Consider the following 22545-nt stretch of genomic DNA (forward strand, 5'->3'; position numbering starts at 1 on the left):
ACGATGGATTTCAACACGTCTATTGATGTGACCGACCATGAGTTCAAGGCGGCTTCAGGTTGGGGCCATATTGCCGAGAGCTATTACGACAATGAGGAATGGGAAACCTATTGGGTTACATACACCTATTCTACTACTGCGGGCGTTGGCGGTACCGGTGCTCTGAAAGTTGGAGACCAGACTATCGGTTCATGGTCAAACTCGCAGGCCGTGAATGACTTGCTCGTTACTCCTGCCGTGACAGGAACTTCGAGCATCTATGTGAAAAAAGTCTATAGCAGTGGCAGCATCTCCTTCTACAAGGTGACCAAGGATGCCACTACAGGCAAATTCGTGCAAGGCGACAAGATGAGCGTCACCATCCCAACGCTCTCCACTTCGGAGTATGTCAAGGTAGACATCCCTGCCGTTGAGGGCCAGTATATCGGAATACGCGCTTCTCAAGTATATCTCGACGACTTTGCCGCCGAGCAGGTGGACAAGGAGTTGGCCCGTTCGCTGAAGATCACCAGTGTGACGAAGGCTTCGAACACAGGCTATAGCATCGATTGCGACCCTACCGGACATTTCACCATCGAGCTTAAGGCTACCGTCACCAACAATGGTGACGTGACGCTGAATCCTGGCGACGAGAACTACAGCCTCTCTGTTGTAGCAGTGAAAGACAACGGCATTCTCGGAACTACAGACATCGACCAGACACTTGCTCCTGGCGAGTCAGCAGAGTTCACCGTTTCCGGTACTGCCGATTATGCCACATACAGCGGCTATCTCGGATATACCGTGAAGGAAAACGTGTCAAATACTGTAAGCACAAACAGACAGTGGTATGAGGCTGTGCCATACGCTCCCGTCATGGAGCTGCGCACAAGCGACGGCGACAAGGTGGCGACGACAGACAACTTTGCCTACGGCATGGTGCAGGCTGCCACCTCTAAGATGTTCACAATCAAGAGCACAGGAGCAGCACCGCTCGTAGTCACGGGAGTGACGGTTCCAGACGGATTCACTACCGACCTGCAGTTGCCTCTCACTATCGCGCCTCACGAAATGGCGACCTTCAACCTCACTCTCACCGCAGCCACTACAGGAGTGTTCAGCGGCAACGTGACACTGTCGGCTACCGGACTCGACGATTTCTCTTTCGGAGTGTCAGGAACAGTGCTCGACCCGTCTAAGTTCTTTGTAGACTTCGAGAACCATGAACTCCCTGCCGGTTCATACGCCGAGGGCTCATGGAAGATAGCACAGCGCAACTATTCTTCTGAAGACAACGTATACTTCCTGAGCAACGGCACTCAGAACTCTGAGGATAAGTTCGTCACTCCTCTGCTCCGTGTGGCAGAGGGAGAGAAGATGACCGTTGATGTGGCACGTACATACTTCAACACCTCCGGCGACGGTGTTTATCTGAAGGTTTATTACTCTACAGACCGCCGCAACTGGACTCTCGCAAAGAATATCAGCAGTACGGAGATGAGTAGCACACGTGCCGTGTCTTACACATATACATTCGGTGAGCTCTCAACCTTCGTAATCGACAATATCCCTGCCGGTGACTACTATATCGGTTTCGTTGCCGGCTATAGCTGTATCGACAACATCTACGGATTCCAGAAACTCGACGTTGCCCACGACCTCGTGTTGAAGGAGCAGAAGATTCCTGCCAAGGGAATGGTCAACAACACTTATACAGCCAGCATTACATTGGATAATCTCAACGCTCTGGCAGAGGCTGCCGGCTCTTATGAGGTTGCCCTCTATGTCAACGGCGAGAAGGTCAGCGAGGCTGTTGAGAAACCTGAGATTGCCGTAGCAGGCACAGCTACTTTCGAATTCTCCATGACTCCTCATGAGGTGGGCACATTCCCAGTATACATTGAGTTCAAGAGCCTTGCCGACGGATTTACCTTGAAGTCCGACGCAGTCGACGTTACTGTCAGCGAGGAAACGGCAAGCAAGGACATCGTGGTGGGTGAGGCTTTGAAGCAGGACTACAACGTACCGTTCTATTTCTTCAATGCCGACAACGCGCTTGGTGCCGACACCGACATCCTCTACCCGGCAGACATGCTGAAGAACTTCGGTCTCTCTGCAGGACAGAAGATCAGTTATATCACATACACCGGAACACCGCTGACTAACAAGGATTACAAGACCCTCAACGCTTATGCTTGTGTGGGAGCAGTCGATGAGGCTACATACACACCGAGCGAGAATGAAGACGGAATGCAGAAGACAGAATTCTTCAAGGATGCCGCTTTCTCATTCAAGACCGACGAACCGTTCATCACAAAGATAGAACTTGAAGAGCCTATCGTCTGGGACGGTGTGCAGGCAATCCGCGTGCGTACCCATGCTCAGAGCAACACCTACGTAAAGGTGAACTACGACTTGGACACAAACTATAAGACAGCTTACTACAAGAGAACTTCATCTTATTCGTTCTCCAACTGCGAGACTCCTGTTGCAGTATTCGGTGTCACTGCCGATCCTGTCACGGTATCCGGTAAGGTGATGTGTGGCGAAGCTCCTGTTGCCAACGCCACTGTGAAGCTCACCAGCGGTGAGGTCTATTACACCGCGGTTACCGCCGAGGACGGTACATATACAATGAGCATATTCCAGAGCGACAAGCAGTATGTGGTGACAGCCACTGCCGAGGGCTTCGACGCTTATGCTGAGACAGAACCGGTTGACGTGTCTGCCGGATTGACAAAGGATATCAATCTTGTGAAGACTTATGTAGCCGTGTCTGGTCTCGTGACCTATCGCAAGGCGCCTCTTGCCGGAGCCAAGGTCACTCTGACCGATGATGCAGAGGAGACTCTTGAGGCAGTAACTGCCGAGGACGGAACATTCAAGTTTGACGCCGTGCGCCACTCAAAGAGCTACACTCTCAAGGCAACCTGCGAGAAGTTCAATGACTACACCGCTGCAGAACCGCTGGTGGTTGAGAACGACGACGTGAACGTGGCAGAGATTGCCATGGACAAGCCGAACGCCAATGTCACCGGTGTGGTGAAGTGTGGTGATGAGATTGTTGCCAGTGCAAAGGTGAAGGTGACTTCAAAGAACACCTACGGAATGGAGACAGAGCTGACTACCGATACTGACGGCATGTTCACGGTAGCTCTTCCACAGGACGTAAAATACATGTTCGCTTTCGAGGCTGAAGGTTACGAGCCATACGCTCTGACAGACTCTGTAGAGATTACGGGCGACTACGACTTCGGTACCGTAGAACTGAAGGCACTCACCGTAGACATCGTGATGCCAGAGGGCGGATACCTCGCTTATAGCTCCGACAAGGCACTCGACTTCTCCGTTTGCGACGGACTGAAGGCTTATGTCGTTACTGAAGTGAAGATGAAGAACGATGCTGCATACGTGGTGATGGCAGAGGTAGCCAAGGTGCCAGCCAAGACTGGTGTCATCCTCGTTGCTGCCGCCGGCGACTATACCGCCCGCGTGGCTCTTGACGCCGAGGCAGTGGAGACCAACCTGCTCATCAATACCGCTGATGAGGCTTACAAGGCAAAGGCTGACGAGAAGAACATTGTATGGACATTGGGCAGAACGACAACCGACAAGGTGGCGTTCACCACAGCCGATGATATCGAGGTGCCACAGGGCAGTGCATACCTGCGCTTCGCTGCTGAAATACCTTATATATATATCAATGAGGCTGACGTTCCTAAACTCGACGGCATCAACGGCGTTTCTGCCAACGGCGCTCTCGACCTCAACGCTCCGATGTATGACCTCTCTGGCCAGAAGGTTGGCAAGGAGTACAAGGGCATCGTGATACAGAAAGGCAAGAAATACAGCAAGAAATGATAAGGAGATACCTGATTTTCTAAGGTAATACCTTATTGACATAGCAAAGATGGGATGTGGCAATCAGTTGCTGCATCCCATTTTGCGTTTACACTTTTCTTTGTCTCTGTCTGGCGACAATATATTGTAACGGGATTGTAATGCATCTGACATTTCCCAGTAATCTTGAATCATGACCTTTGCAACCGGAAACGAAAGGATAAATGAACAAATCCAAATAATGGAAATGAAAACAAGGATTACAGCTTTAGCTCTGTTCTGTCTTCTCGCTGGAACATCAATGGCTCAGACAGAAGAGGAGAAGGACAAACCATCTGCCGTAAACGTCCACGGTACGATACGCTCCAAGTATGAATACCAGACCGAAGAGGCAGAGGGACGCTTCGAAGTGCGCAATGCCCGAATCAGCGTTGACGGCAGCCTCTCGTCAATCATCCAGTATAAGGCGGAGATTGATCTTTGCGATGAGGGCAAGATAAAGATGCTCGATGCATACACACGGCTGAAACCAGTCAGCGGACTGCAGTTTACTCTCGGTCAGTTCCGTGTGCCGTTTACCATCGACGCCCACCGTTCGCCACACCAGCAGTATTTCGCCAACCGTTCCTTCATCGCCAAGCAGGTGGGCAACGTGCGTGACGTGGGTTGCGCCGTGGGCTATTCCTTCAATGTCGGCATACCGGTAGTGCTGGAGGCAGGACTCTTCAATGGTTCCGGACTGACAAACCAGAAAGACTATTGGACCAAGAGCGTGAACTACTCCGCCAAGGCACAGTTCTTTCTTCCTCATGGCTTCAACCTCACGTTGAGCACTCAGAAGATAAAGCCCGACAATGTGGCTGTGAATATGTACGACGCCGGAGCCTACTGGCATTACAAAGGCTGGCACGTTGAGGCTGAGTATCTCTATAAACATTATGCCGACGATGCCTTCCGTGCCGTCCATGCCTTCGACTCGTTCGTGAGCTATGATATTCCGGCAGGCAACGGATTCATCCGCTATGTCACACCGCTCCTGCGCTACGACTATATGAGCGACCACAGCGACGGCAAGCGCTATCTCGACGGCAAGGTAGACGAGATGGGCAAACTGACAGTGAACGACCACCAGCGTTCCCGTCTCACCGGCGGTGTCACTCTGAGTCTGAAGAAACCTTTCGTCAGCGACATCCGTCTGAACTACGAGAAATATTTCTATCGCAACAGCGGCGTTGCCCTTCCTTCGGAGCGTGACAAGATTGTGGTGGAAGTGATGACAAGGTTCTGATGAAAATACCAAGCAAAACATAATGACCGGTTTGGGCGGATCTCCGGCTTCATGTGGATGGCTAAATGGTCGTGTGCTCAAATTGAGTGTCATGGATGTTTGGGCGTGACTTATTATCCCGAACTGAGGTAACGATATGGGTTTAAGAGCCATTATTTTGCCGGGCAGCAATATTAATATATCTTAAATGTGTGCTCTCTCTTGTATTTTTTCTGTCCTTCGCTTCGTCTAATGTATGTAATGCTCCACAGAGACGCAGAAAAGCGGAAAATGCCTTTGATTCCTGAAACTATGGCGGATAGTGGCAGGAAAAGAGGATTCCAGAGTAATGACAGTTTGAAGAATAACAACAATCAACAGAGAGAGTATGAAAATCAGGAAAAGAATAATCGTTTTGGCTTTCCTCGCCGTTGCCTTCATTTCGGCAATGGCGCAGAAACAGCAGTTTGATTACACGATATATGGTGTGGTGGAAGATTCCATCACGCATGAGGGAGAACCCTACGCCACTCTCAGCATATACCGCAAGGGACATGAGGAGAAAGCCGTTCAGATGGCAGTTACCGACGCCAACGGCAAGTTCAAGGTGACGTCGAAAGGCGAGGGCGACTATGTGCTCGAAGTGAAATCGGTGAGCCGTACGCCGTTGCGCCGCTTTTTCACCGTCAGCAAGCAATCCAGAAGCCAGAACCTCGGCACGCTTCTCGTCAGCGACAGCAAGACAGAGCTGAAAGGCGTGGAGGTGGTGGCATACAAACCACTCGTAAAGGCCGACATCGACAAGCTGACATACAGTGTGGAAGACGATCCCGAATCACAGACTAACACCGTGATGGAAATGCTCAAGAAGGTTCCGATGGTTAGCGTTGACGGACAGGACAACGTGAAGGTGAACGGCTCCACATCCTTCAAGGTGTATGTCAACGGCAAGCCGAACAACATGATGACCAAGAATCCGAAGGAAGTGCTCAAGTCGATGCCCGCCACGGGAATCAAGAATATAGAGGTGATAACAAATCCCGGACCGAAATACGACGCCGAGGGAGTGGCAGGCATCCTCAATATCGTCACCGCCGGCAGCGGAATGGAAGGATATACAGCAACGTTCTCCGGCAATGGCGGAACGAGAGGCGGCGGAGGAGGACTCTTCGCCACGGTGAAGAAAGGCAAGTTCACCATGAGCGTCAACTACAACAGCAACTTCGACAACCATGGTAAGGCGACGAAAGTGGACCTGCAGTCCATACTTGATGATGAAGGCAACTATCTCCGCACCACCACTCAAGACGCCCATGGCAAGATAAAAAACCAGTGGCATGGCGGAACAATGGAGGCGAGCTATGAGATAGACACCCTGCGCCTCGTGTCGGCATCCTTCTCGATGAACAGGGCATCATGGAATATCCCAGGTGTGGGTTCTTTCACCTCCGTGGCTCCATACCTCGACAACAAGTTCCTATTCAGCCATGACATCAGCGGAAAGAACAAGGGCACCTACAACGACATCAGCGCCGGCATCGACTATCAGCGCTCTTTCAAGACGCCTGGCCGTCTGCTCACCTTCTCATATCGTCTGGAGAGCAATCCCTGCACGACCCTTTCAGACTATCGCTACACCAACCTGCGCACTACTGCTGATTGGGCAGACTATACGGCATTGCTGGAGGACGTGCGCAGTGATGGAGACCAGAGCACTACGGAGCATACCTTCCAGCTGGACTTCACCACTCCGTTTGCCAAATACCACACGATAGAGACCGGCGCAAAATATATCCTGCGCCAGAACAAGGCATTTGACGACAGGTATTCGGCATTGTCGGAGAGCGGCAAGGAGCAGGAATACGACACCGAAAACAGTTCGCACTACAAACACCGCAACGACATCCTCGCCGCATACCTCGGCTATGGACTGTCGGTGGACAAATGGTCGGCAAGACTCGGATTGCGCTATGAGCACACATTCCAGAAGGTGGAATATCTGCTCGGCAGAGGTTCTGACTTCAGCAAAGACTTCGACGACCTCGTGCCGTCGGCAAAGATAGGCTACAAGATTTCAGACACCCAGAACCTCTCGTTCAACTACAAGATGCGCATCAGCCGTCCGGGAATACGGTATCTCAATCCGTATCTCTCAGATACTAACCGCGAACAGCTGACACAGGGAAACCCGAATCTGGAATCAGAGAAGAACCACTCGTTCGACCTGCAGTTCGGCAGCTTCGCCCAGAAGTTGAGCTACAACATCTCCGTGGGCTACAACTTCACCGACAACAGCATACAGAGCTTTCAGAAGATAGTCACCGACAATGAAGTGGCAGGTCTGCAGAATCCTACAGGCAAGCAGGTGCTCTACACCACATATTATAATATGGGAAAGACCCAGAGCGCCACTTTTAGCGGATATGCCAGCTGGTCGCCGTTCACCAACACCCGACTTGTAGCCAACACATGGGGTGGCTATAGTCATTTCAGCGACGGCCAGGGGCTGAAAAACCACGGATGGAACATAAGCGTATATGCCCAGCTGCAGCAGACTATAGCCAAGACGTGGACAGCGTCGGCAAGTGTGTTCAAGATGACACCGGGCGTCAATCTGCAAGAAAAGACGATGGGATATTTCAGCCATACGCTGAGTCTGCGGAAGTCGATGCTCAACGACAGACTCAACATCACGTTCACTGCCGACAATCCGTTCCGGAAATACTATCATATCAAGTTGAACAGCTCCGGCAAGAACTTCGCCACATCTTCTTCAATCAAGTTCATACCACAGTCATTCTCCATTGGCGTCAGCTATCGCATCGGAAAGCTGCAGAGCGGTGTGAAGAAGACAGAGCGCACAATCACCAACGACGACGTTAAGTCGGGCGGCGGCGGTGGCGGCAAATTAGGTGGCGATAATGTGGGAAGCTAAGACTTCCTCCTGATTTCCAGATATTTGTTTATCACGTCTACCGATAGATTCTCGGGCGGGGTGAGAATACTGAGAATACCGTTCTGGCGGAGCAGCGACACTATCAGCCGTTGTTCCGCCATTGTCTTTTCGGCTATCACGTGGCGGTAGTAGTCCTCGGTAGAGGAGTATGGCGTTTCCACATATTCCTTCAGATCGTTGTCGATGAAGAACACCACGAGCAGCGTGTTGTCCTTTGCCAGTTGTTTCATATATGGCAGCTGGCGTTCCATGCTTGCCTTGCCGTTGAAGTTGGTGTAGAGAACCAGCAGGCTCCGCTTGCTTACGTGGCGGCGTATGCTGTCGCAGAGCGACGAGAAATCGCTCTCGCCGAATGTAGAGCGCTGTTTGTATAGCGACTCCAGTATCGTCTGCATCTGTCCCGGCAGCTTGGCGGGTGGCACATAGGAGTCGAAGTCTTCGCAGAAGGAGGCGATGCCCGCCTTGTCCTCCTTGTATATGGCGATATACGACAATACCAGACTGGCGTTTATTGCATAGTCGAGCAGCGTCATGCCGCGGAAGCTATGCTGCATCATGCGCCCCTTGTCGATGATGCTTATCACCTGCTGCGACTTCTCCTCCTCGTATGTGTTCATCATCAGACTGTGGCGGCGTGCCGATGCCTTCCAGTTTATGCAGCGGTAGTCGTCGCCGCTCACGTATTCCCTTATCTGTTCAAACTCAGTCTTGTTGCCCGGCCGGCGGATCTTCTTGATGCCCAGTTCGGTGAGACGGTTGCTGATGGCGAGGAATTCAAACTGCCTCAGTGCGAGATACGACGGGTAGACCCTCACCGTGGTATCGCTGCCGCACGAGAAGCGTCTCTCAATCAGTCCGATACGTGTGGATGCGAACACGCGGATTCTGCCAAACCCGTATTCGCCGCGCTTCGTCGGTCTGAGTCTGTATTCTATGTCCTTTGTCCTGCCCTTTCCCACGCTGGCTCTGAAGTCGATGTCGCGCCGCTGGAAGATGAACGGAATCTCGTCGGTCACCGACAGTCTCACGGCAAAGGGGAAACGGTTTTCTATATGTATGCCGATGATGTTGTCGTCGCCATTCGAGAATCTGTCGGCGCAGCGTCGTTCGGCGCTGATCCCCTTCTTGTGGTATAGCGCAAAGAATTCCACTACGAACAGAGTGGCGATGACAGCCACCACAGTCCATCCCACCTCGCGCAGCACCGGCAGATAGAGTCCGCCGGCGATGATGAAGATGGCCATTGTCAGTGCTATGTATAGTCTTGTCTTTAAGAACATACCGTCAGTGAGTTATCTTTGTTGCAATTCCGTGAGTGTGTGTTATTTCGGCACCTCCACTTTGTCGATGAGAGTCCTCGTCACCTTGTCGGGAGTCAGTCCGCTCATCTCCGCCTCGGCATTGAGGATAATGCGATGGTGTATGACGTATGGTGCCACCGCCTTGATGTCGTCGGGTGTCACGAAGTCGCGGCCCTGCAGCAGGGCATAAGCCTTGGCACACTGCATCACCGCCACCGTGGCACGTGGCGACGCACCCACAAACACCGCCTTGCTCTTGCGTGTCTGGCTTATTATCTCGGCGATGTAGCGCATCAGCGACTCTTCCATCACCACGCTGTCCATCATCCTGCGCATATCCGTGAGCTGTTCCTTTGTCATTATCGGTTCCACGTCGTTGATGCGGGCAAACTGCGAATTGCCGTTGTGGCGCTTCAGAATCTCCACCTCCTCGTCTATCGACGGGAATCCCATCGTTATCTTCATCAGGAAACGGTCGAGTTGGGCCTCCGGCAGGCGGTAGGTGCCCTCCTGTTCTATAGGGTTCTGGGTGGCGATGATGGTATATACGTCGTCCATCTTGTATGTGTTGCCGTCGATGGTGGCTTGTCTTTCCTCCATCACCTCGAAGAGGGCAGCCTGCGTCTTTGCCGGCGAACGGTTTATCTCGTCGGCAAGCACGATGTTGGCGAACACCGGACCAGGATGGAAATCGAATTCCGACGTCTTCATGCTGAATACCGATGTGCCGAGCACGTCGCTCGGCATCAGGTCCGGCGTGAACTGTATTCTTGAGAACTTCGCATCGATGAGCTTTGCCGTGAGTCTTGCCATGAGCGTCTTCGCCACGCCTGGCATTCCCTCTATCAGCACGTGGCCGTTGGCGAGGATGCAGGTTATCAGCATGTCGACAGCCTCCTGCTGTCCCACGATGACGCTTGATATTCTCTTTCCTATCTGTGATATTCTCTCGTTGAATAGCGAGAGGTCTGTTCTTGCTTCCATATCTTGTGATGTTTGGGGTTATGATAGTTTTCTTGTTATCTCGTTCATGCTGTCGATTGCCTTCTTCATTTCAGAGTCAGAAACCTGCAGTTCGTTGCTGACGAGAAATCTCAGCTGTTTCAGCGTCTCGATTATCCTGTCGTGTGGCATCCCGGTCAGAGCGGCGATGGTCTGGGAGTTTTCCTCGTCGTCGGCAATGTTGGTGATGTCGGCGGCTGTGCTGTGGCGTATAGCATCAACGAAGGTGGCGTATTTCTTTTGCAGCAGGTCGTTGTTGTCGTGTCTCTGCCAATAGAGCGTTCCGATGAGTTTCACGAACTCAATGTTGTGGTTGCGAGGTGCTTTATACACTGGTATCACCCTCTGTCTGCGTCGTGCGTTGAAAATCAGGAACAGCAGGATGGTGAACAGCATGAGCTGCCATGCCTCGGTGAGCGACGGCTGGCTGAACACATAGTCCAGCGGAGTCTTCTCTTCTTTGCCGCGCAGCATGGAGTCAGAAAACCTGCTCGTACCCTTTGTGCTGCGCAGCGTCGGTTTGTCGGCGAGTTCAGCCATGAGCAGCGACGTCAGTCGGGTGTTCCTCCGGCTCAGTATGCCGTAGTTGGAGAAAGGCAATGCGCTCGCCACCACAATCAGTCTGCCTTTGCCGACTTTCTTCTCTATAGCCACGGGATGCTTTACCGGCGGCAGGTCGTCATTATAGTCGTCGTTGCCTTTGTAGAATTCTTCGTTGAAGTCCTCCAGCTTTCTCAACCTCGTTCCTTCGTCCGGTTCCTTCATTATCTCTTTTTGCCGCTGCTGGTTTGACTTGAAGTAAATCCTTGCATAAGGGTTTGCCCGGTCGTGGTTGAACACGTGGGCGATTTCTCTGTATTCAGATTCCTCATCGCAGATGAGATAAGAGCCGAACATGAAGTCATACAGCTGCATCTTTTCCGGTGTAGAACCGTTGCTCTTGTCGTAGAATATCGTGGTGTATGGCCGATAATCATTGTCGTTATTCTGGTTTATCAGGTTGCTGACGTCTCTGAACAGATATTTGCAGTGCACCACGCCGTAGTCGTAGGCGAGTATGCTGTCGGTTTCATCCCTAAGAAAATTGGTTACGGCAATCATCACCGTGGCCCCGTTGTTCAGCATCCGTTTCAGGGCGTCCGCTTCGGTTTCAGAAAGATTCAGTTTCTCAGCCGCTATCAGCACGTTGTGTCTGCCGTCGGCAATCTGGTTGAGCCTCTTGTCCGTCACTTCATATCCCTTCGGCATACTGCTCCGCATCACGCTGTCGAACACCATACAGCCGTAAGGCTCGCTGTCGTTGCCGTCGTGAGTCTCCAGCCATACGTATTTATGTGGCATGGACAGCTGCAGCACTATCAGCACGGCGAGCAGTGACAGAATTGTCATTATGAATCCTCTGCTTGTCTTCATGGCGTGTCGTTTAGCTTGTTTTCGTTTATCGTTCCGGCAATGCCGTCGGCGAGTGAGCATACAGTGGCAAAGAGGTCTTTGTCTGCATCGAAGTCGCCGTATCTCACTCTCAGGAAATGGTTTGTCATGATGCGCAGTTTCTCGTCCTGGAACTCCCGGGTGTATTGAGAAGGTGTCTTGAAAGGCTGCCAGTCGATGATTTCCCTGTCCGAGAGCAGTCGCAGCGTCTTCAGATACGTCAGTCTTATTGCCTCCCTGTAGTTCCCGTTTTCGGCGGCAAGGGTTATCTCCGTATCGAAGTCGATGCCGTAGATAGTGTCTTCGCTCACAGTATATTCCATCTTGTCGCCTCTGCTTTTCCTGGAGAAGAACAGGTCGGGCCTCTTTATCATTATCACCGTCACGATGGCTATCACGATGGCAATGGCTATCAGCGACCATATCAGCTGCTGGTTTTCGGCGTATGTGTCGCTGCCGAAGATGGAATCAATAAAATTCCTCAGAGCTTCGCGCAGCAAGTCGAAATACGAACTTCCCGGCTTTACTATCTGTGAGTCGTAGTCGTATTCCTGTCGCAGATTATCAATCTGCAGACTGTCCATGGTCAGTGGGCTTGTCATTATGGTCAGTGAGTCAGTCATTGGCGTCAGAGTTTTTCAAAGTCGTCAATCTCGTCGAAGCGTGGCTTGCCGTTGGTGTTGCCTTGATTGTTGTTGGAATCGTATCCGCTTCCATTGCCGTAACCGTAATTGCCGGCATTGTTCCTGGTGTTGTCGTTTTTTCCGGTGTCGTCGTTATTGCCGCTGTTGTTACGGCCGTCGTTGGCGAGATTGTCAAAATCGTTTATCTGGCTTGTTATTCCCTCATCGCCCAGCTTGTCGGCGGCATGGCCGTACTGGTAGGCGATAGCTACAGCCAATATCGAATATCCGAGATACGACACGAATGTGGTCAGCACTCCCATGATGTATGTCGCTATGGTGTATACAGGACTGTTCACTATGGGGGAGAGGTCGGATGTTATTCCCACCATTGACTTCATCACCAGCAGGATGGAGTAGGGGATGCTCGCCATGTTGCCCACCATGCTCACGATGAGACTTATCACGACACAGATGGCGAAGATTCCTCCCCAAGTCTTGAAACCCCAGACAATCGTTTTCTTCAGAGCCTCTGTTATGGAGATGCGCTCGAAGATGTAGACAGGGAACAACAGTGACAGAGGGATGAACAGGGCGAATGAGCCGAACAGCGGCAGCACAAGGAGAAATGGCGATACCATTGCGATGCCGATAGATACGAGAAGTATCAGCGCCGCAATCAAGTCTATAGTCACCATGGCAGTTGCAGCTCTCAGCATCGTCCTTTTCAGCTTGGGCAGCAGTTCCTTGAAGGTCATTCCGCTGATGTCACCCTTGTTCTCCTCGTATGCCATCATCAGTGCGTATGCCATGCCGAAGACCAGCGTTATGCCTATGATGGAGAAAACCATCGTTGCAGCGCTGCCGGCGATAAACTGCATCAGTAATCCGTCGCTTCCCGACATGTTGTTGATCTTGTCTATGTCCATCATTCCCTGCATGTAAGTGTTGAGGCTCAGCGCCTGAAATATGCTTAAGGGCAGAAGGATATAAGTCAGCATACGCAGATATACCTTCCAGTTTCTGCCGAAATAGTCGAAGGTGTCGTTGAACTTCTGTGTGAACGTGCGTTCCTTGTATAGTGGGATTATGGGCTTTTGGGATAGATTCATTGTCGTTGTTTTTTATTATAATGTCATTGATTGATGTTTCTTGATTGTGTCCCGTTTAATCCGGTGTCATTCCGTTTGATGAATGATGCATACTCGTCTGTTGGATAAGGTCTTCGTCATACGGCAGGTCTGATTTCCGGAGCGTCGTCAGCTTCCGTTTCCTGTTCCTTCTCCTTGGCAGCACCACGAAATAGAATATCACGAATGCGAGACAGAGGATGATGAACGAGAGGCGCACCCCGTCGGCAACTTCCGTATGGCGTGTGAGGAATCCCTCGATGAATCCAGCCACGATGAATATCGGCACCGTGCCCACGACGATTTTCAGTCCCCGTTTAGCCCCTCTCCTGAATGCCGTGATGCGTGAATACGTGCCGGGAAACAGTATGCCGTTGCCCAGTGCTATTCCGGCAGCACCTGCCACCACGATGGCACTCAGCTCCAGTGTGCCGTGCAGGAATACCGCCAGCATCGACTCGCCCAGCAGCCCATGCTGCCAGAATAGCGTCTCGAAGCATCCCACCATCACACCGTTGTAGAACAGCATGATGCCCGATCCTATACATGTCAGCATTCCCATGGCAAAGATGTTGAACGACACCCCGATGTTGTTCTGGGTGATTTCGAGAAACGAGTTCATCTCTCTGCCGCCGGTATATACGTTCATCGGCATCCCTTCCTTGATGTTCTCCAACGTCATGTCCACATAAGCGTCGCCCAGGATGATGCGGCAGAAATCATGGTCGCCGAGCTGCGACACGATGCCTGTCACCACGCTCACCATCATTATGGTGAAGGCAGCCAGCAGCAGTCGCCTTGCCTCAAACATCGTGTCGGGCACCTCCTGGGTCCAGAAGGTGATGAGGCGGCTCCACTTCTCCTTCTTGTTGCGGTATATGCCGTTGTGGAGCGCTACGCAGAGGTTGTTGAGATACAGCGTTATGCGCGAGTTGGGATAGTGGGTATAGGCAAAGGCGAGGTCGGCAGTGGTGTCGGTGTAGGCATCGGCAAGGTCGTCGGGCGAATATGCCGACGGGTCGTTGGCAATGTTCTCCACGTCTTGCCATTTCCTGATGTTGTTTCTTATGAATATGATTTCCTTCATTCCTCACAGTCTGATTTTGTCCTTTGCCGATAATATTTTGGCAAATATGTCGCAAATGTAGTCAGATTTCCATATATTTGCAAACGGCAAGCGATAAAACTTGCATACAAAGATAATAACCACTCGTTTTTTTATAACATGGCAACGGCAGACATATTGACAGGACAGTTCGTAATACTTGACCAGACACCGGCGAGCATCGGCGACCGCATCATAGCGCGCATCATAGACATGATGGTGCGCGTGGCTTATGTCATCGTTGCTCTGGTGTTCTTCACTTGGGTGCCAAGTGGCGTCGATGATGATTTCTGGTCGCTCATGCTGGTCCTGCTCGTGGGATTGCCGCTGGTGTTATACACCTTCCTGTGTGAATTGCTTTTCAACGGACAGACCATAGGCAAGATGGTGATGAAGATACGCACGGTCAGCGTCGACGGGTCGTGTCCCACGATGGGCAGCCTCTTTCTGCGCTGGCTGCTCGAAATCGTAGACGTCACCTTCTTCTTCGTTGGCATAATCCCCATCATCACCACCCGCCGTCACCAGAGATTCGGCGATCTTGCCGCCGGCACGATGGTGATAGCTCGTCCCGACCCTTCTCTGATGCATATCTCGCTGTCAGAATTCCAGTATGCCTTCCCCGACTACCAGCCCCATTATGCAGGCGCAAAGCTTTTGTCGCTCGGTCAGGCAGAACTGATAGAGCGCTTCGTCAACGTGGCGGACCGCCACGGGGCTTGTGATGAGTCTGCTCTCGCCAACCTTTCCCGTAAAGTGGCTGCCGCCATTCAGGCTCCCGGCAATCCCGACAGTCTGCAGTTCCTCCGTACGGTGCTCAATGATTATCGTTATTATGCCCTTAATGAGGTGTGTTTATGTTAATAATTACTCTATGATCTTTTGACGCAATACATCATTCCCGGAATGATGCTCGCATTCGGAATATGCCTTTTCTTCCTTTCCATACCCGACAAGGAAGGACTCAAGAACTACCCCAGTTCGGGATAAGAATAGTTCATAAAAAAGTTGGTAGTCTCACAAATATTTTGTACCTTTATAGGTGATTTACAACAAGTTACAAATATATTTGATATGACTACCGATTACAAAGTTACAGAATTATTTTGTATTATAGACGAGTTTTGCAAACATTTTGATGCAGAAAATTCAGGAAATCTACTTGAAGACAATAGCGGAGTGAAGCGTAGACTGCGTGCAGCATCGTTGTCCGACAGTGAAATCATGACGATTCTGTTGTATTATATTGTATAAAACACTCGGTTATCCCGAACTGGGGTAGTTTCTTTCATTGATGTGTCAATTAGCGAGTGCAATATTACGAATGTTTTTAGAAAACTCTTTTACAACTGTATGGAAATGTAATTATCAATTGATTCTTGACGATTAAATTAACGAGCATGTAAGAATTCCATAGCGACTTCTAACAACAGCAAAACACTAATACAGAATATTACAAAATATTTTATATAACTATTTTGGGACTTCAAGGAGAGCCTATTGACACGTTTCATTTCTTTTTCTATGTTGCATTTGTATACTGTTAGACAAGTACAAATATAGGATAAGGCTATGTTCGCAAACAATATAGTTGCTATGTTTTTTCTAATTAGAACCAAACCTAAGCTTTTGTTAAAAATTAATTTCAAGGCAATGGATGCACTTAAAAATAGAATAAACAACAGTATGCATATTAACGTCATTGCACCTGATTCTGCATCTTTTTTGTGGTACATATAAGCATGCTGTTTAGACTTTAAAATTTCTTTATTTGTATATTCTTTTACTGTCATTCCTTTAGCCTTGATTCTTTTTCTTAAAAATGTCAGTTGAAATATTAAATTAAGGATAGGTTCAAGAAACCCAAAAATCGGCACGTCCATAATCCTGTAGCCACGCAATGCTATGCAATATGCACCTAGAAATATATTGACAATTAGTTTCATACAAAATTAATAATAAAAATAGTCAAACACAACTCCACTTATTGCTCCTCCGAAATCGCCTCCCAAAATGCCACCGGCATAACCTCCAACTAATCTTCCTAAAACAAAAGCTGGTCCGGAGAGTAATCCTTCTGAATATGTGCCAGCTGCAGCACTCGCACCATAGGCAAGCCCTTCGCAATTATTTGGACAGGTCTGCTAATCTTCGTAATCGTATACATTATTATAGTACAAGCCTTTCAATTTGAAATCTTTCATTTTTTTCATAGTCTTCAAACCAACTATGATGTTTATGCTTCTTGTCTCATTGCTGCCATATGCTGTGGCTGTACCAAGAATAAAGTCATCAGATGGAAGATTAAAGTTTTTGTCCTTATATGTTTCACCGCATATAAATGCATAGTTATTGCAATTAGGACACCACGTTCCTAACTTGTTCTTGTGAATGTCAGTTTAAAAGATTCCTAATGGTTGAAACTAATACTAATTGCATTTCTTCAATTTTATGAATTTTAGGTTAGGATAAATATTCAAATCACAAAACTGTCTGAAATCTTCTGACACCAAACAAATGCTATTATAAGTATAGTACATGTCTCCTTTGCGTTTTCGCATAATGTAATTCAAATCGGGAATAACGTCCTGTCTTGAACGGCAAAATGGGCAACACATAGGTATGTCTTTCATTGTCCTAAACATGTATTCCGAATCATAGCCAATGGCTTGTTTTGCTATAATATTTTTTCTTTTTCATGATAATTATCATGGCCTCCATCGCCAAATTATATTATTGTATTTATAAAAATCCCATCGTGCATCCCAATATCTCAGTGGATGAGAATTGTGAAAATGTCTGTCTTGTAAAATCTATTTTATCGCATTAATAAATGTTCATAACTTCTGTTTTCTCATTTACCGAGAACAAAGAAATGCGTCAGCCATTTTGAAAATCAATAAAATTAAAGCGCTGCATATCAAAAAATATTTTATATATCTGTTTTGAGTTTTGTGGGAGAGGCGTCTGAACCGTTTCATTTCTTTGTCAAGATTGCAATTATAATACATTATACTTATTGAAATCCAAGACATAAAAAGTATTGCAAATATAATAAAATGTACGTTCTTTTTTACAAGTATTATTCCAAAACTACCTTTAAAAATGAGTTTCAGGGCAATGGCCATACTCAAATAGAAAAGAACAAACAATGCAGCTATTAACATGATTGCTGTTGTCTCTCGTTGTTCTTTGTCGCTTGCGAGACTAAGTTTTTTTAATCTGGCAATTTCCTTATTTGTATATTCTTCCAATGAATTTTCTTTGGCTTGTAGCTTTTTATTGGAAATGTATAAAAAATGAATTAAAAGTTTAGTAAACCATACAATTACCGCATCCAGCGCTCCATAAATACGCAATGCTATGCAATACGCACCTAAATATACATTGATAATTAGCTTCATATAAAATTAATAATAAAAATAGTCAAACACAACTCCACTTAATGCTCCTCCGAAATCGCCTCCCAAAATGCCACCGGCATAACCTCCAACTAATCTTCCTAAAACAAAAGCTGGTCCGGAGAGTAATCCCTCTGAATATGTGCCAGCTGCAACACTCGCACCATAGGCAAGCCCTTCGCCTAAAAAATGTGCGCCAATTTCACTCCCTGCAATTCTTCCACTTGCAACAAATAAAGCGCGTCGATATTCTCTGCTGTCCGAACCATATACATTACCCGTTGGCGGAATTAATTTAAGTTGATAAATATGAGTAAAAAGTTGTATATATCACTGATTTTTAGTAACTTAGTGGTGTTCAAAACATTAAGTCCCAACCATCGTATGTACAACCTTTATACAAAATTCGTCAAAATACTTGAGATATGCAAGCAATTCTCTGAAAATCTCGTCAATGAATCTGCTAATTATGGTGACAAAGGGTATATTGGAGCTGACGTACAGCTTGACTTGTTCGGAACCGCACACATAAGACTGGAGTGTCCGTATCGGCTCAACCAAAAGGACAGGAAACCGACATTCATTCCGTTTGCAAAGGCAAGAAAGAGGATTGAGACAATATTCTCACAACTTACAGACCAGTTCTTGGTCATCAGAAACTACGCGAAAATAACAAATGGTTTGTTTCCCAGAATCATTTGCAAAATTAGTGCACTTACCATTCTGCAATACGTAAACTTCATTAACGACAAGCCCATTGGCAGAATTAAGTATGCACTAAATTAATTCCGCCAACAGGTTGTATATCTTTCCCAAGATCAAGGAACCATTGGAAGATTCCGTCTGTGAAGCCACTGCGGTGACGGTGGATGTTATGGAGACACCATCCGACACGGAATCGGAATGCACCGTGGCGACAGACGACGATTTGATGCTCTCGCTTCAGAGGCGGGATTTGCCGGCAGGGTAAACCTCTATCGCGCCTTCAAACGCAAGACCGGAGTGTCGCCGACAGACTGGGATGCCTATAAGTCGCCGCTGACCGACAATATTGCCATTGATTGTTAAAAAACAACAAGAATACACATTAAATCAGTCATAAGAAAGCGTGGTGTTGCTTATTCGACAGGGTTTTTGTAAATTTGCAATGATTTTCAGGGCGTATCTTCATCGGATGCGCCCATAAACTATATGCTATAAACAGAATTATGAATATAATCAGCGAAATAAACAAGGCGGCGCTCGAAGCCGTGAAAGCACTCTATGGACAGGATGTACCAGAGAAGATGGTGCAAGTGCAGAAGACAAAGAAGGAGTTTGAGGGAAGCCTCACGCTCGTGGTTTTCCCATTCCTCAAGATTTCAAAGAAAAAGCCTGAAGACACAGCGGCTGAAATCGGAGAATGGATGAAACAGAACTGCAAGGCAGTGGCAGACTACAACGTGGTGAAGGGATTCCTCAACATCGTAATCGACACTGCGGCATGGATAGGGATGCTCAACGACATCAACGCCGACGAACACTATGGCGAGAAGCAGGCAACGGAAGACTCTCCGCTGGTGATGATAGAATATTCTTCGCCAAACACAAACAAGCCTCTACACCTGGGTCATGTGCGCAACAACCTGCTCGGATGGTCGCTGGCGCAGATCATGGCGGCCAACGGCAACAAGGTGGTGAAGACAAATATCGTGAACGACCGCGGTATCCACATCTGCAAGTCTATGCTCGCATGGCAGAAGTGGGGCAACGGCGTTACTCCAGAGACAAGCGGCATGAAGGGCGACCACCTCATCGGTGACTTCTACGTGGCTTTCGACAAGCACTACCGCGAGGAGGTGAAGGAGCTGAAAGCCAAGTTCGTGGCAGAAGGCATGGACGAAGAGGCTGCCGAGAAGAAAGCCAAGGATGAGGCTCCGCTGATAAAGGAGGCCCACGAGATGCTCGTGAAATGGGAGCAGGGCGACAAGGACGTGCGCGACCTGTGGCAGAAGATGAACTCATGGGTATATGCCGGTTTCGACGAGACATACAAGAACCTCGGAGTAGGCTTCGACAAGATATACTACGAGTCTGACACCTACCTCAAAGGCAAGGCAAAGGTGGAAGAAGGACTGGAGAAGGGACTCTTTGAGCGCCACGAGGACAACAGCGTGTGGGCTGACCTCACCAACGAGGGACTCGACCAGAAACTGCTGCTCCGTTCTGACGGCACTTCGGTGTATATGACTCAGGACATCGGTACCGCCGAGATGCGTTTCAAGGATTATCCTATCGACAAGATGATATACGTGGTGGGCAACGAGCAGAACTATCACTTCCAGGTGCTCTCGATACTTCTCGACCGCCTCGGCTTCAAGTGGGGCAAGGAACTCGTACACTTCTCCTATGGTATGGTGGAACTGCCAAACGGTAAGATGAAGAGCCGTGAGGGAACAGTGGTGGATGCCGACGACCTGATAGAGACAATGGTGGCCGACGCCAAGAAGACGAGCGAGGAACTGGGCAAGTTCAACGACATGACAGAGGAGGAGCGCAACGAGATAGCCCGCATCGTGGGTATGGGAGCGCTGAAATACTTCATCCTGAAAGTTGACGCCCGCAAGAACATGCTCTTCAATCCGGAAGAGAGCATCGACTTCAACGGCAACACCGGTCCGTTCATCCAGTATACCTATGCCCGCATCCGCAGTATCCTTCGCAAGGCAGCCGGTCAGGGTGTCACCATCCCGGATGCGCTCGCCGACAATATGCCTCTCTGCCAGAAGGAGACGGAGCTGATACAGAAGATGGACGAGTTTGGTGCCGCAGTGCGTCAGGCTGGCAAGGACTACTCTCCGAGCGGCATCGCCAACTACTGCTATGAGTTGACCAAGGACTTCAACCAGTTCTACCACGATTACAGCATCCTCAACGCTGATACCGAAGAGGAGAAAGTCGTTCGCCTTGTCATCGCCAAGAACGTGGCAAAGACCATTAAGAACGGTATGGCACTGCTTGGCATCGAGGTGCCTGAGAGAATGTAGTTGATTCATAATTGCAATTCGTGGTTGGTGGATGATATCGTTCGGGCATCAATCATGAATTGGTGGAAAAGTATAAAGGGTGGCGGAAATTGAAGATAAGTGACGGTGAAAAATAACTTGGTACCCGTTGGCGGAATTAATTTAAGTTGATAAATATGAGTAAAAAGTTGTACATATCGCTGATTTTTAGTAACTTAGTAGTGACCAAAACATTAAGTTCGAACCATCGTATGTACAACCTTTATACAAAATTCGTCAAAATACTTGAGATATGCAAGCAATTCTCTGAAAATCTCGTCAATGAATCGGGTAATGTTCCACGTCGTGGTCCTGTTCCCAAGTTTTCGGATTTGGAAGTGGTGGCGCTATCCCTGACGGCAGAGACCGAGAGCATTGATAGTGAGAAGTGGTTGTTCGACTATAAATTGCAAGAGTACAAGGACAGCATTCCCAATCTCATATCAAGGAGACAGTTCAATGACCGCAGGAAGAAAACGTCAGGCCTGTGTGAGGAACTGCGCAAGAGGATTGCCATGGAAATGGATGGCGGAGAGGAACAGTTCTTTGTTGACTCCAAGCCGATAGAGGTTTGTAGGGTTGCAAGAGGAAAACGTTGCAAGATGGGGCGTACCGGCAATTTCTCGCAAGCTCCCGACTTCGGCTTCTGTGCTTCGCAGAATACGTATTATTTTGGTTATAAGTTACACGCTCTCTGTGGGTTAAGTGGAGTTATCCATTCCTATGATCTGTCAAAGGCAAGTGTAGCTGATCTCCATTATATGAAGGATGTAAAACATACTTATCACGACTGTAGCATCTATGGTGACAAAGGGTATATTGGAGCTGACGTACAGCTTGACTTGTTCGAAACCGCACACATAAGACTGGAGTGTCCGTATCGGCTCAACCAAAAGGACTGGAAACCAACATTCATTCCGTTTGCAAAGGCAAGAAAGAGGATTGAGACAATATTCTCTCAACTTACAGACCAGTTCCTGGTCATCAGGAACTACGCGAAAATAACGAATGGTTTGTTTGCCAGAATCATTGGCAAAATTAGTGCACTTACCATTCTGCAATACGTAAACTTCATTAACGACAAGCCCATTGGCAGAATTAAGTATGCACTAAATTAATTCCGCCAACAGGTAACTTGGTATGATTTGAGCCTCGTATTTTTTGAGATGTTTTCTTCACTCGAAGAGGGAGTATAGCGGGCTATATGACCGATGAGAGGGATGAAAACAGCCAAAAAGATGAGGTTGACACCTTTTTGAGATGTTACATTTCTCACTCAAATCGTATCAAGTTATTATTTTACCGTCACTAAAAGATATTCTGTCACCCTGACTTTTGCTTATGGAAGAAGTCGGTGACGTCGGATTTACAGACTTGGACAGAAATGTGATGCCCCCACCGGATCGGTCATTATACCGTTTGGGCAAATGTATAGCACCGGGAATATGCTCCGGTCTGTAATTATG

Annotated in this window: 16 protein-coding genes and 1 pseudogene; 9 read left to right on the forward strand and 8 right to left on the reverse strand. The window is 48.6% G+C overall.

Annotated elements, in window-relative coordinates:
- The 3 genes from CCC32_RS10870 to CCC32_RS10880 form a co-directional block, all read left to right on the forward strand.
- Positions 1 to 3840 (forward strand): carboxypeptidase regulatory-like domain-containing protein (locus CCC32_RS10870; protein ID WP_287074489.1); only part of this gene is annotated, 3840 nt, incomplete at its 5' end.
- Positions 3841 to 4066: 226 nt separating this feature from the next.
- Entirely contained in the window at positions 4067 to 5107 is a 1041-nt protein-coding gene (locus tag CCC32_RS10875) for a porin (RefSeq protein WP_287074549.1), read from the forward strand.
- 367 nt (positions 5108 to 5474) lie between these two features.
- Positions 5475 to 8021: an outer membrane beta-barrel family protein gene (locus tag CCC32_RS10880; protein WP_287074491.1), complete on the forward strand. Its 2547-nt coding sequence runs from the start codon at positions 5475 to 5477 to the stop codon at positions 8019 to 8021.
- Here the strand turns inward: CCC32_RS10880 and CCC32_RS10885 are convergent.
- From CCC32_RS10885 to CCC32_RS10910, 6 genes are read right to left on the reverse strand one after another with little or no spacing between them, the layout of a single operon-like run.
- On the reverse strand, positions 8018 to 9322 hold the full coding sequence (locus CCC32_RS10885; protein ID WP_042520210.1) for a DUF58 domain-containing protein: 1305 nt from the start codon (positions 9320 to 9322) through the stop codon (positions 8018 to 8020). The two genes, CCC32_RS10880 and CCC32_RS10885, sit on opposite strands and share 4 nt — an antisense overlap.
- A 42-nt stretch (positions 9323 to 9364) precedes the next feature.
- The gene (locus CCC32_RS10890) at positions 9365 to 10327 is read right to left on the reverse strand and encodes an AAA family ATPase (RefSeq protein ID WP_287074493.1); all 963 of its coding nucleotides are present in this window, start codon (positions 10325 to 10327) and stop codon (positions 9365 to 9367) included.
- An 18-nt stretch (positions 10328 to 10345) separates the two neighbouring features.
- Positions 10346 to 11758 carry a DUF4350 domain-containing protein gene (locus CCC32_RS10895; protein ID WP_287074495.1) on the reverse strand — a complete coding sequence of 471 codons (1413 nt, stop codon included), beginning with the start codon at positions 11756 to 11758 and terminating at the stop codon, positions 10346 to 10348.
- Positions 11755 to 12399 carry a DUF4129 domain-containing protein gene (locus CCC32_RS10900; protein WP_287074496.1) on the reverse strand — a complete coding sequence of 215 codons (645 nt, stop codon included), beginning with the start codon at positions 12397 to 12399 and terminating at the stop codon, positions 11755 to 11757. Before CCC32_RS10900 ends, CCC32_RS10895 begins: the two co-directional genes overlap by 4 nt.
- A gap of 5 nt (positions 12400 to 12404) precedes the next feature.
- On the reverse strand, positions 12405 to 13511 hold the full coding sequence (locus tag CCC32_RS10905; RefSeq protein ID WP_287074497.1) for a hypothetical protein: 1107 nt from the start codon (positions 13509 to 13511) through the stop codon (positions 12405 to 12407).
- 55 nt (positions 13512 to 13566) lie between these two features.
- Entirely contained in the window at positions 13567 to 14616 is a 1050-nt protein-coding gene (locus CCC32_RS10910) for a stage II sporulation protein M (protein ID WP_278841541.1), read from the reverse strand.
- 138 nt (positions 14617 to 14754) lie between these two features.
- On the opposite strand from CCC32_RS10910, the gene CCC32_RS10915 reads away from it, so the two are divergent.
- Together CCC32_RS10915 and CCC32_RS12725 are read left to right on the forward strand one after the other, a co-directional pair.
- The gene (locus CCC32_RS10915; RefSeq protein ID WP_044066137.1) at positions 14755 to 15498 is read left to right on the forward strand and encodes an RDD family protein; all 744 of its coding nucleotides are present in this window, start codon (positions 14755 to 14757) and stop codon (positions 15496 to 15498) included.
- A 210-nt stretch (positions 15499 to 15708) separates the two neighbouring features.
- Positions 15709 to 15879 (forward strand): annotated as a pseudogene (locus tag CCC32_RS12725) (IS982 family transposase); the annotation flags it as partial.
- 146 nt (positions 15880 to 16025) lie between these two features.
- On the opposite strand, the gene CCC32_RS10920 reads toward CCC32_RS12725, so the two are convergent.
- Both CCC32_RS10920 and CCC32_RS10925 read right to left on the reverse strand, forming a co-directional pair.
- Positions 16026 to 16427, reverse strand: a complete 402-nt coding sequence (locus CCC32_RS10920; RefSeq protein ID WP_044066139.1) for a hypothetical protein — start codon at positions 16425 to 16427, stop codon at positions 16026 to 16028.
- 1065 nt (positions 16428 to 17492) lie between these two features.
- On the reverse strand, positions 17493 to 18038 hold the full coding sequence (locus CCC32_RS10925) for a hypothetical protein (protein ID WP_044066141.1): 546 nt from the start codon (positions 18036 to 18038) through the stop codon (positions 17493 to 17495).
- 381 nt (positions 18039 to 18419) lie between these two features.
- On the opposite strand from CCC32_RS10925, the gene CCC32_RS10930 reads away from it, so the two are divergent.
- The 4 genes from CCC32_RS10930 to CCC32_RS10945 all read left to right on the forward strand — a co-directional run bounded on the left by CCC32_RS10930 (position 18420) and on the right by CCC32_RS10945 (position 22197).
- Positions 18420 to 18821: a transposase gene (locus CCC32_RS10930; protein ID WP_502705620.1), complete on the forward strand. Its 402-nt coding sequence runs from the start codon at positions 18420 to 18422 to the stop codon at positions 18819 to 18821.
- A gap of 117 nt (positions 18822 to 18938) precedes the next feature.
- Positions 18939 to 19103, forward strand: coding sequence for a hypothetical protein (locus CCC32_RS10935; RefSeq protein ID WP_156136900.1), 165 nt, complete (start codon positions 18939 to 18941; stop codon positions 19101 to 19103).
- A gap of 140 nt (positions 19104 to 19243) precedes the next feature.
- Complete coding sequence (gene argS / locus CCC32_RS10940; protein ID WP_042520202.1) at positions 19244 to 21061, forward strand: arginine--tRNA ligase; 1818 nt, start codon at positions 19244 to 19246, stop codon at positions 21059 to 21061.
- 155 nt (positions 21062 to 21216) lie between these two features.
- Positions 21217 to 22197 (forward strand): IS982-like element IS1187 family transposase, encoded by a 981-nt coding sequence (locus CCC32_RS10945; protein ID WP_287071389.1) that lies wholly within the window; start codon positions 21217 to 21219, stop codon positions 22195 to 22197.
- The last annotated feature ends 348 nt before the right edge of the window (positions 22198 to 22545 follow it).

The sequence above is a fragment of the Prevotella sp. LMAG:51 genome (genome assembly GCF_008680225.1).
In the GTDB taxonomy this organism is placed as follows: Bacteria; Bacteroidota; Bacteroidia; order Bacteroidales; family Bacteroidaceae; genus Prevotella; species Prevotella pectinovora.

What these genes read in the sequence shown, in the direction of transcription:
- CCC32_RS10875 (WP_287074549.1), top strand. Translation starts at nt 4,067, where the DNA reads ATGAAAACAAGGATTACAGCTTTAGCTCTGTTCTGTCTTCTCGCTGGA.
- CCC32_RS10880 (WP_287074491.1), top strand. Translation starts at nt 5,475, where the DNA reads ATGAAAATCAGGAAAAGAATAATCGTTTTGGCTTTCCTCGCCGTTGCC.
- CCC32_RS10885 (WP_042520210.1), bottom strand. Translation starts at nt 9,322, where the DNA reads ATGTTCTTAAAGACAAGACTATACATAGCACTGACAATGGCCATCTTC.
- CCC32_RS10890 (WP_287074493.1), bottom strand. Translation starts at nt 10,327, where the DNA reads ATGGAAGCAAGAACAGACCTCTCGCTATTCAACGAGAGAATATCACAG.
- CCC32_RS10895 (WP_287074495.1), bottom strand. Translation starts at nt 11,758, where the DNA reads ATGAAGACAAGCAGAGGATTCATAATGACAATTCTGTCACTGCTCGCC.
- CCC32_RS10900 (WP_287074496.1), bottom strand. Translation starts at nt 12,399, where the DNA reads ATGACTGACTCACTGACCATAATGACAAGCCCACTGACCATGGACAGT.
- CCC32_RS10905 (WP_287074497.1), bottom strand. Translation starts at nt 13,511, where the DNA reads ATGAATCTATCCCAAAAGCCCATAATCCCACTATACAAGGAACGCACG.
- CCC32_RS10910 (WP_278841541.1), bottom strand. Translation starts at nt 14,616, where the DNA reads ATGAAGGAAATCATATTCATAAGAAACAACATCAGGAAATGGCAAGAC.
- CCC32_RS10915 (WP_044066137.1), top strand. Translation starts at nt 14,755, where the DNA reads ATGGCAACGGCAGACATATTGACAGGACAGTTCGTAATACTTGACCAG.
- CCC32_RS10920 (WP_044066139.1), bottom strand. Translation starts at nt 16,427, where the DNA reads ATGACAGTAAAAGAATATACAAATAAAGAAATTTTAAAGTCTAAACAG.
- CCC32_RS10925 (WP_044066141.1), bottom strand. Translation starts at nt 18,038, where the DNA reads ATGAAGCTAATTATCAATGTATATTTAGGTGCGTATTGCATAGCATTG.
- CCC32_RS10930 (WP_502705620.1), top strand. Translation starts at nt 18,420, where the DNA reads ATGTACAACCTTTATACAAAATTCGTCAAAATACTTGAGATATGCAAG.
- CCC32_RS10935 (WP_156136900.1), top strand. Translation starts at nt 18,939, where the DNA reads ATGCACCGTGGCGACAGACGACGATTTGATGCTCTCGCTTCAGAGGCG.
- argS (WP_042520202.1), top strand. Translation starts at nt 19,244, where the DNA reads ATGAATATAATCAGCGAAATAAACAAGGCGGCGCTCGAAGCCGTGAAA.
- CCC32_RS10945 (WP_287071389.1), top strand. Translation starts at nt 21,217, where the DNA reads ATGAGTAAAAAGTTGTACATATCGCTGATTTTTAGTAACTTAGTAGTG.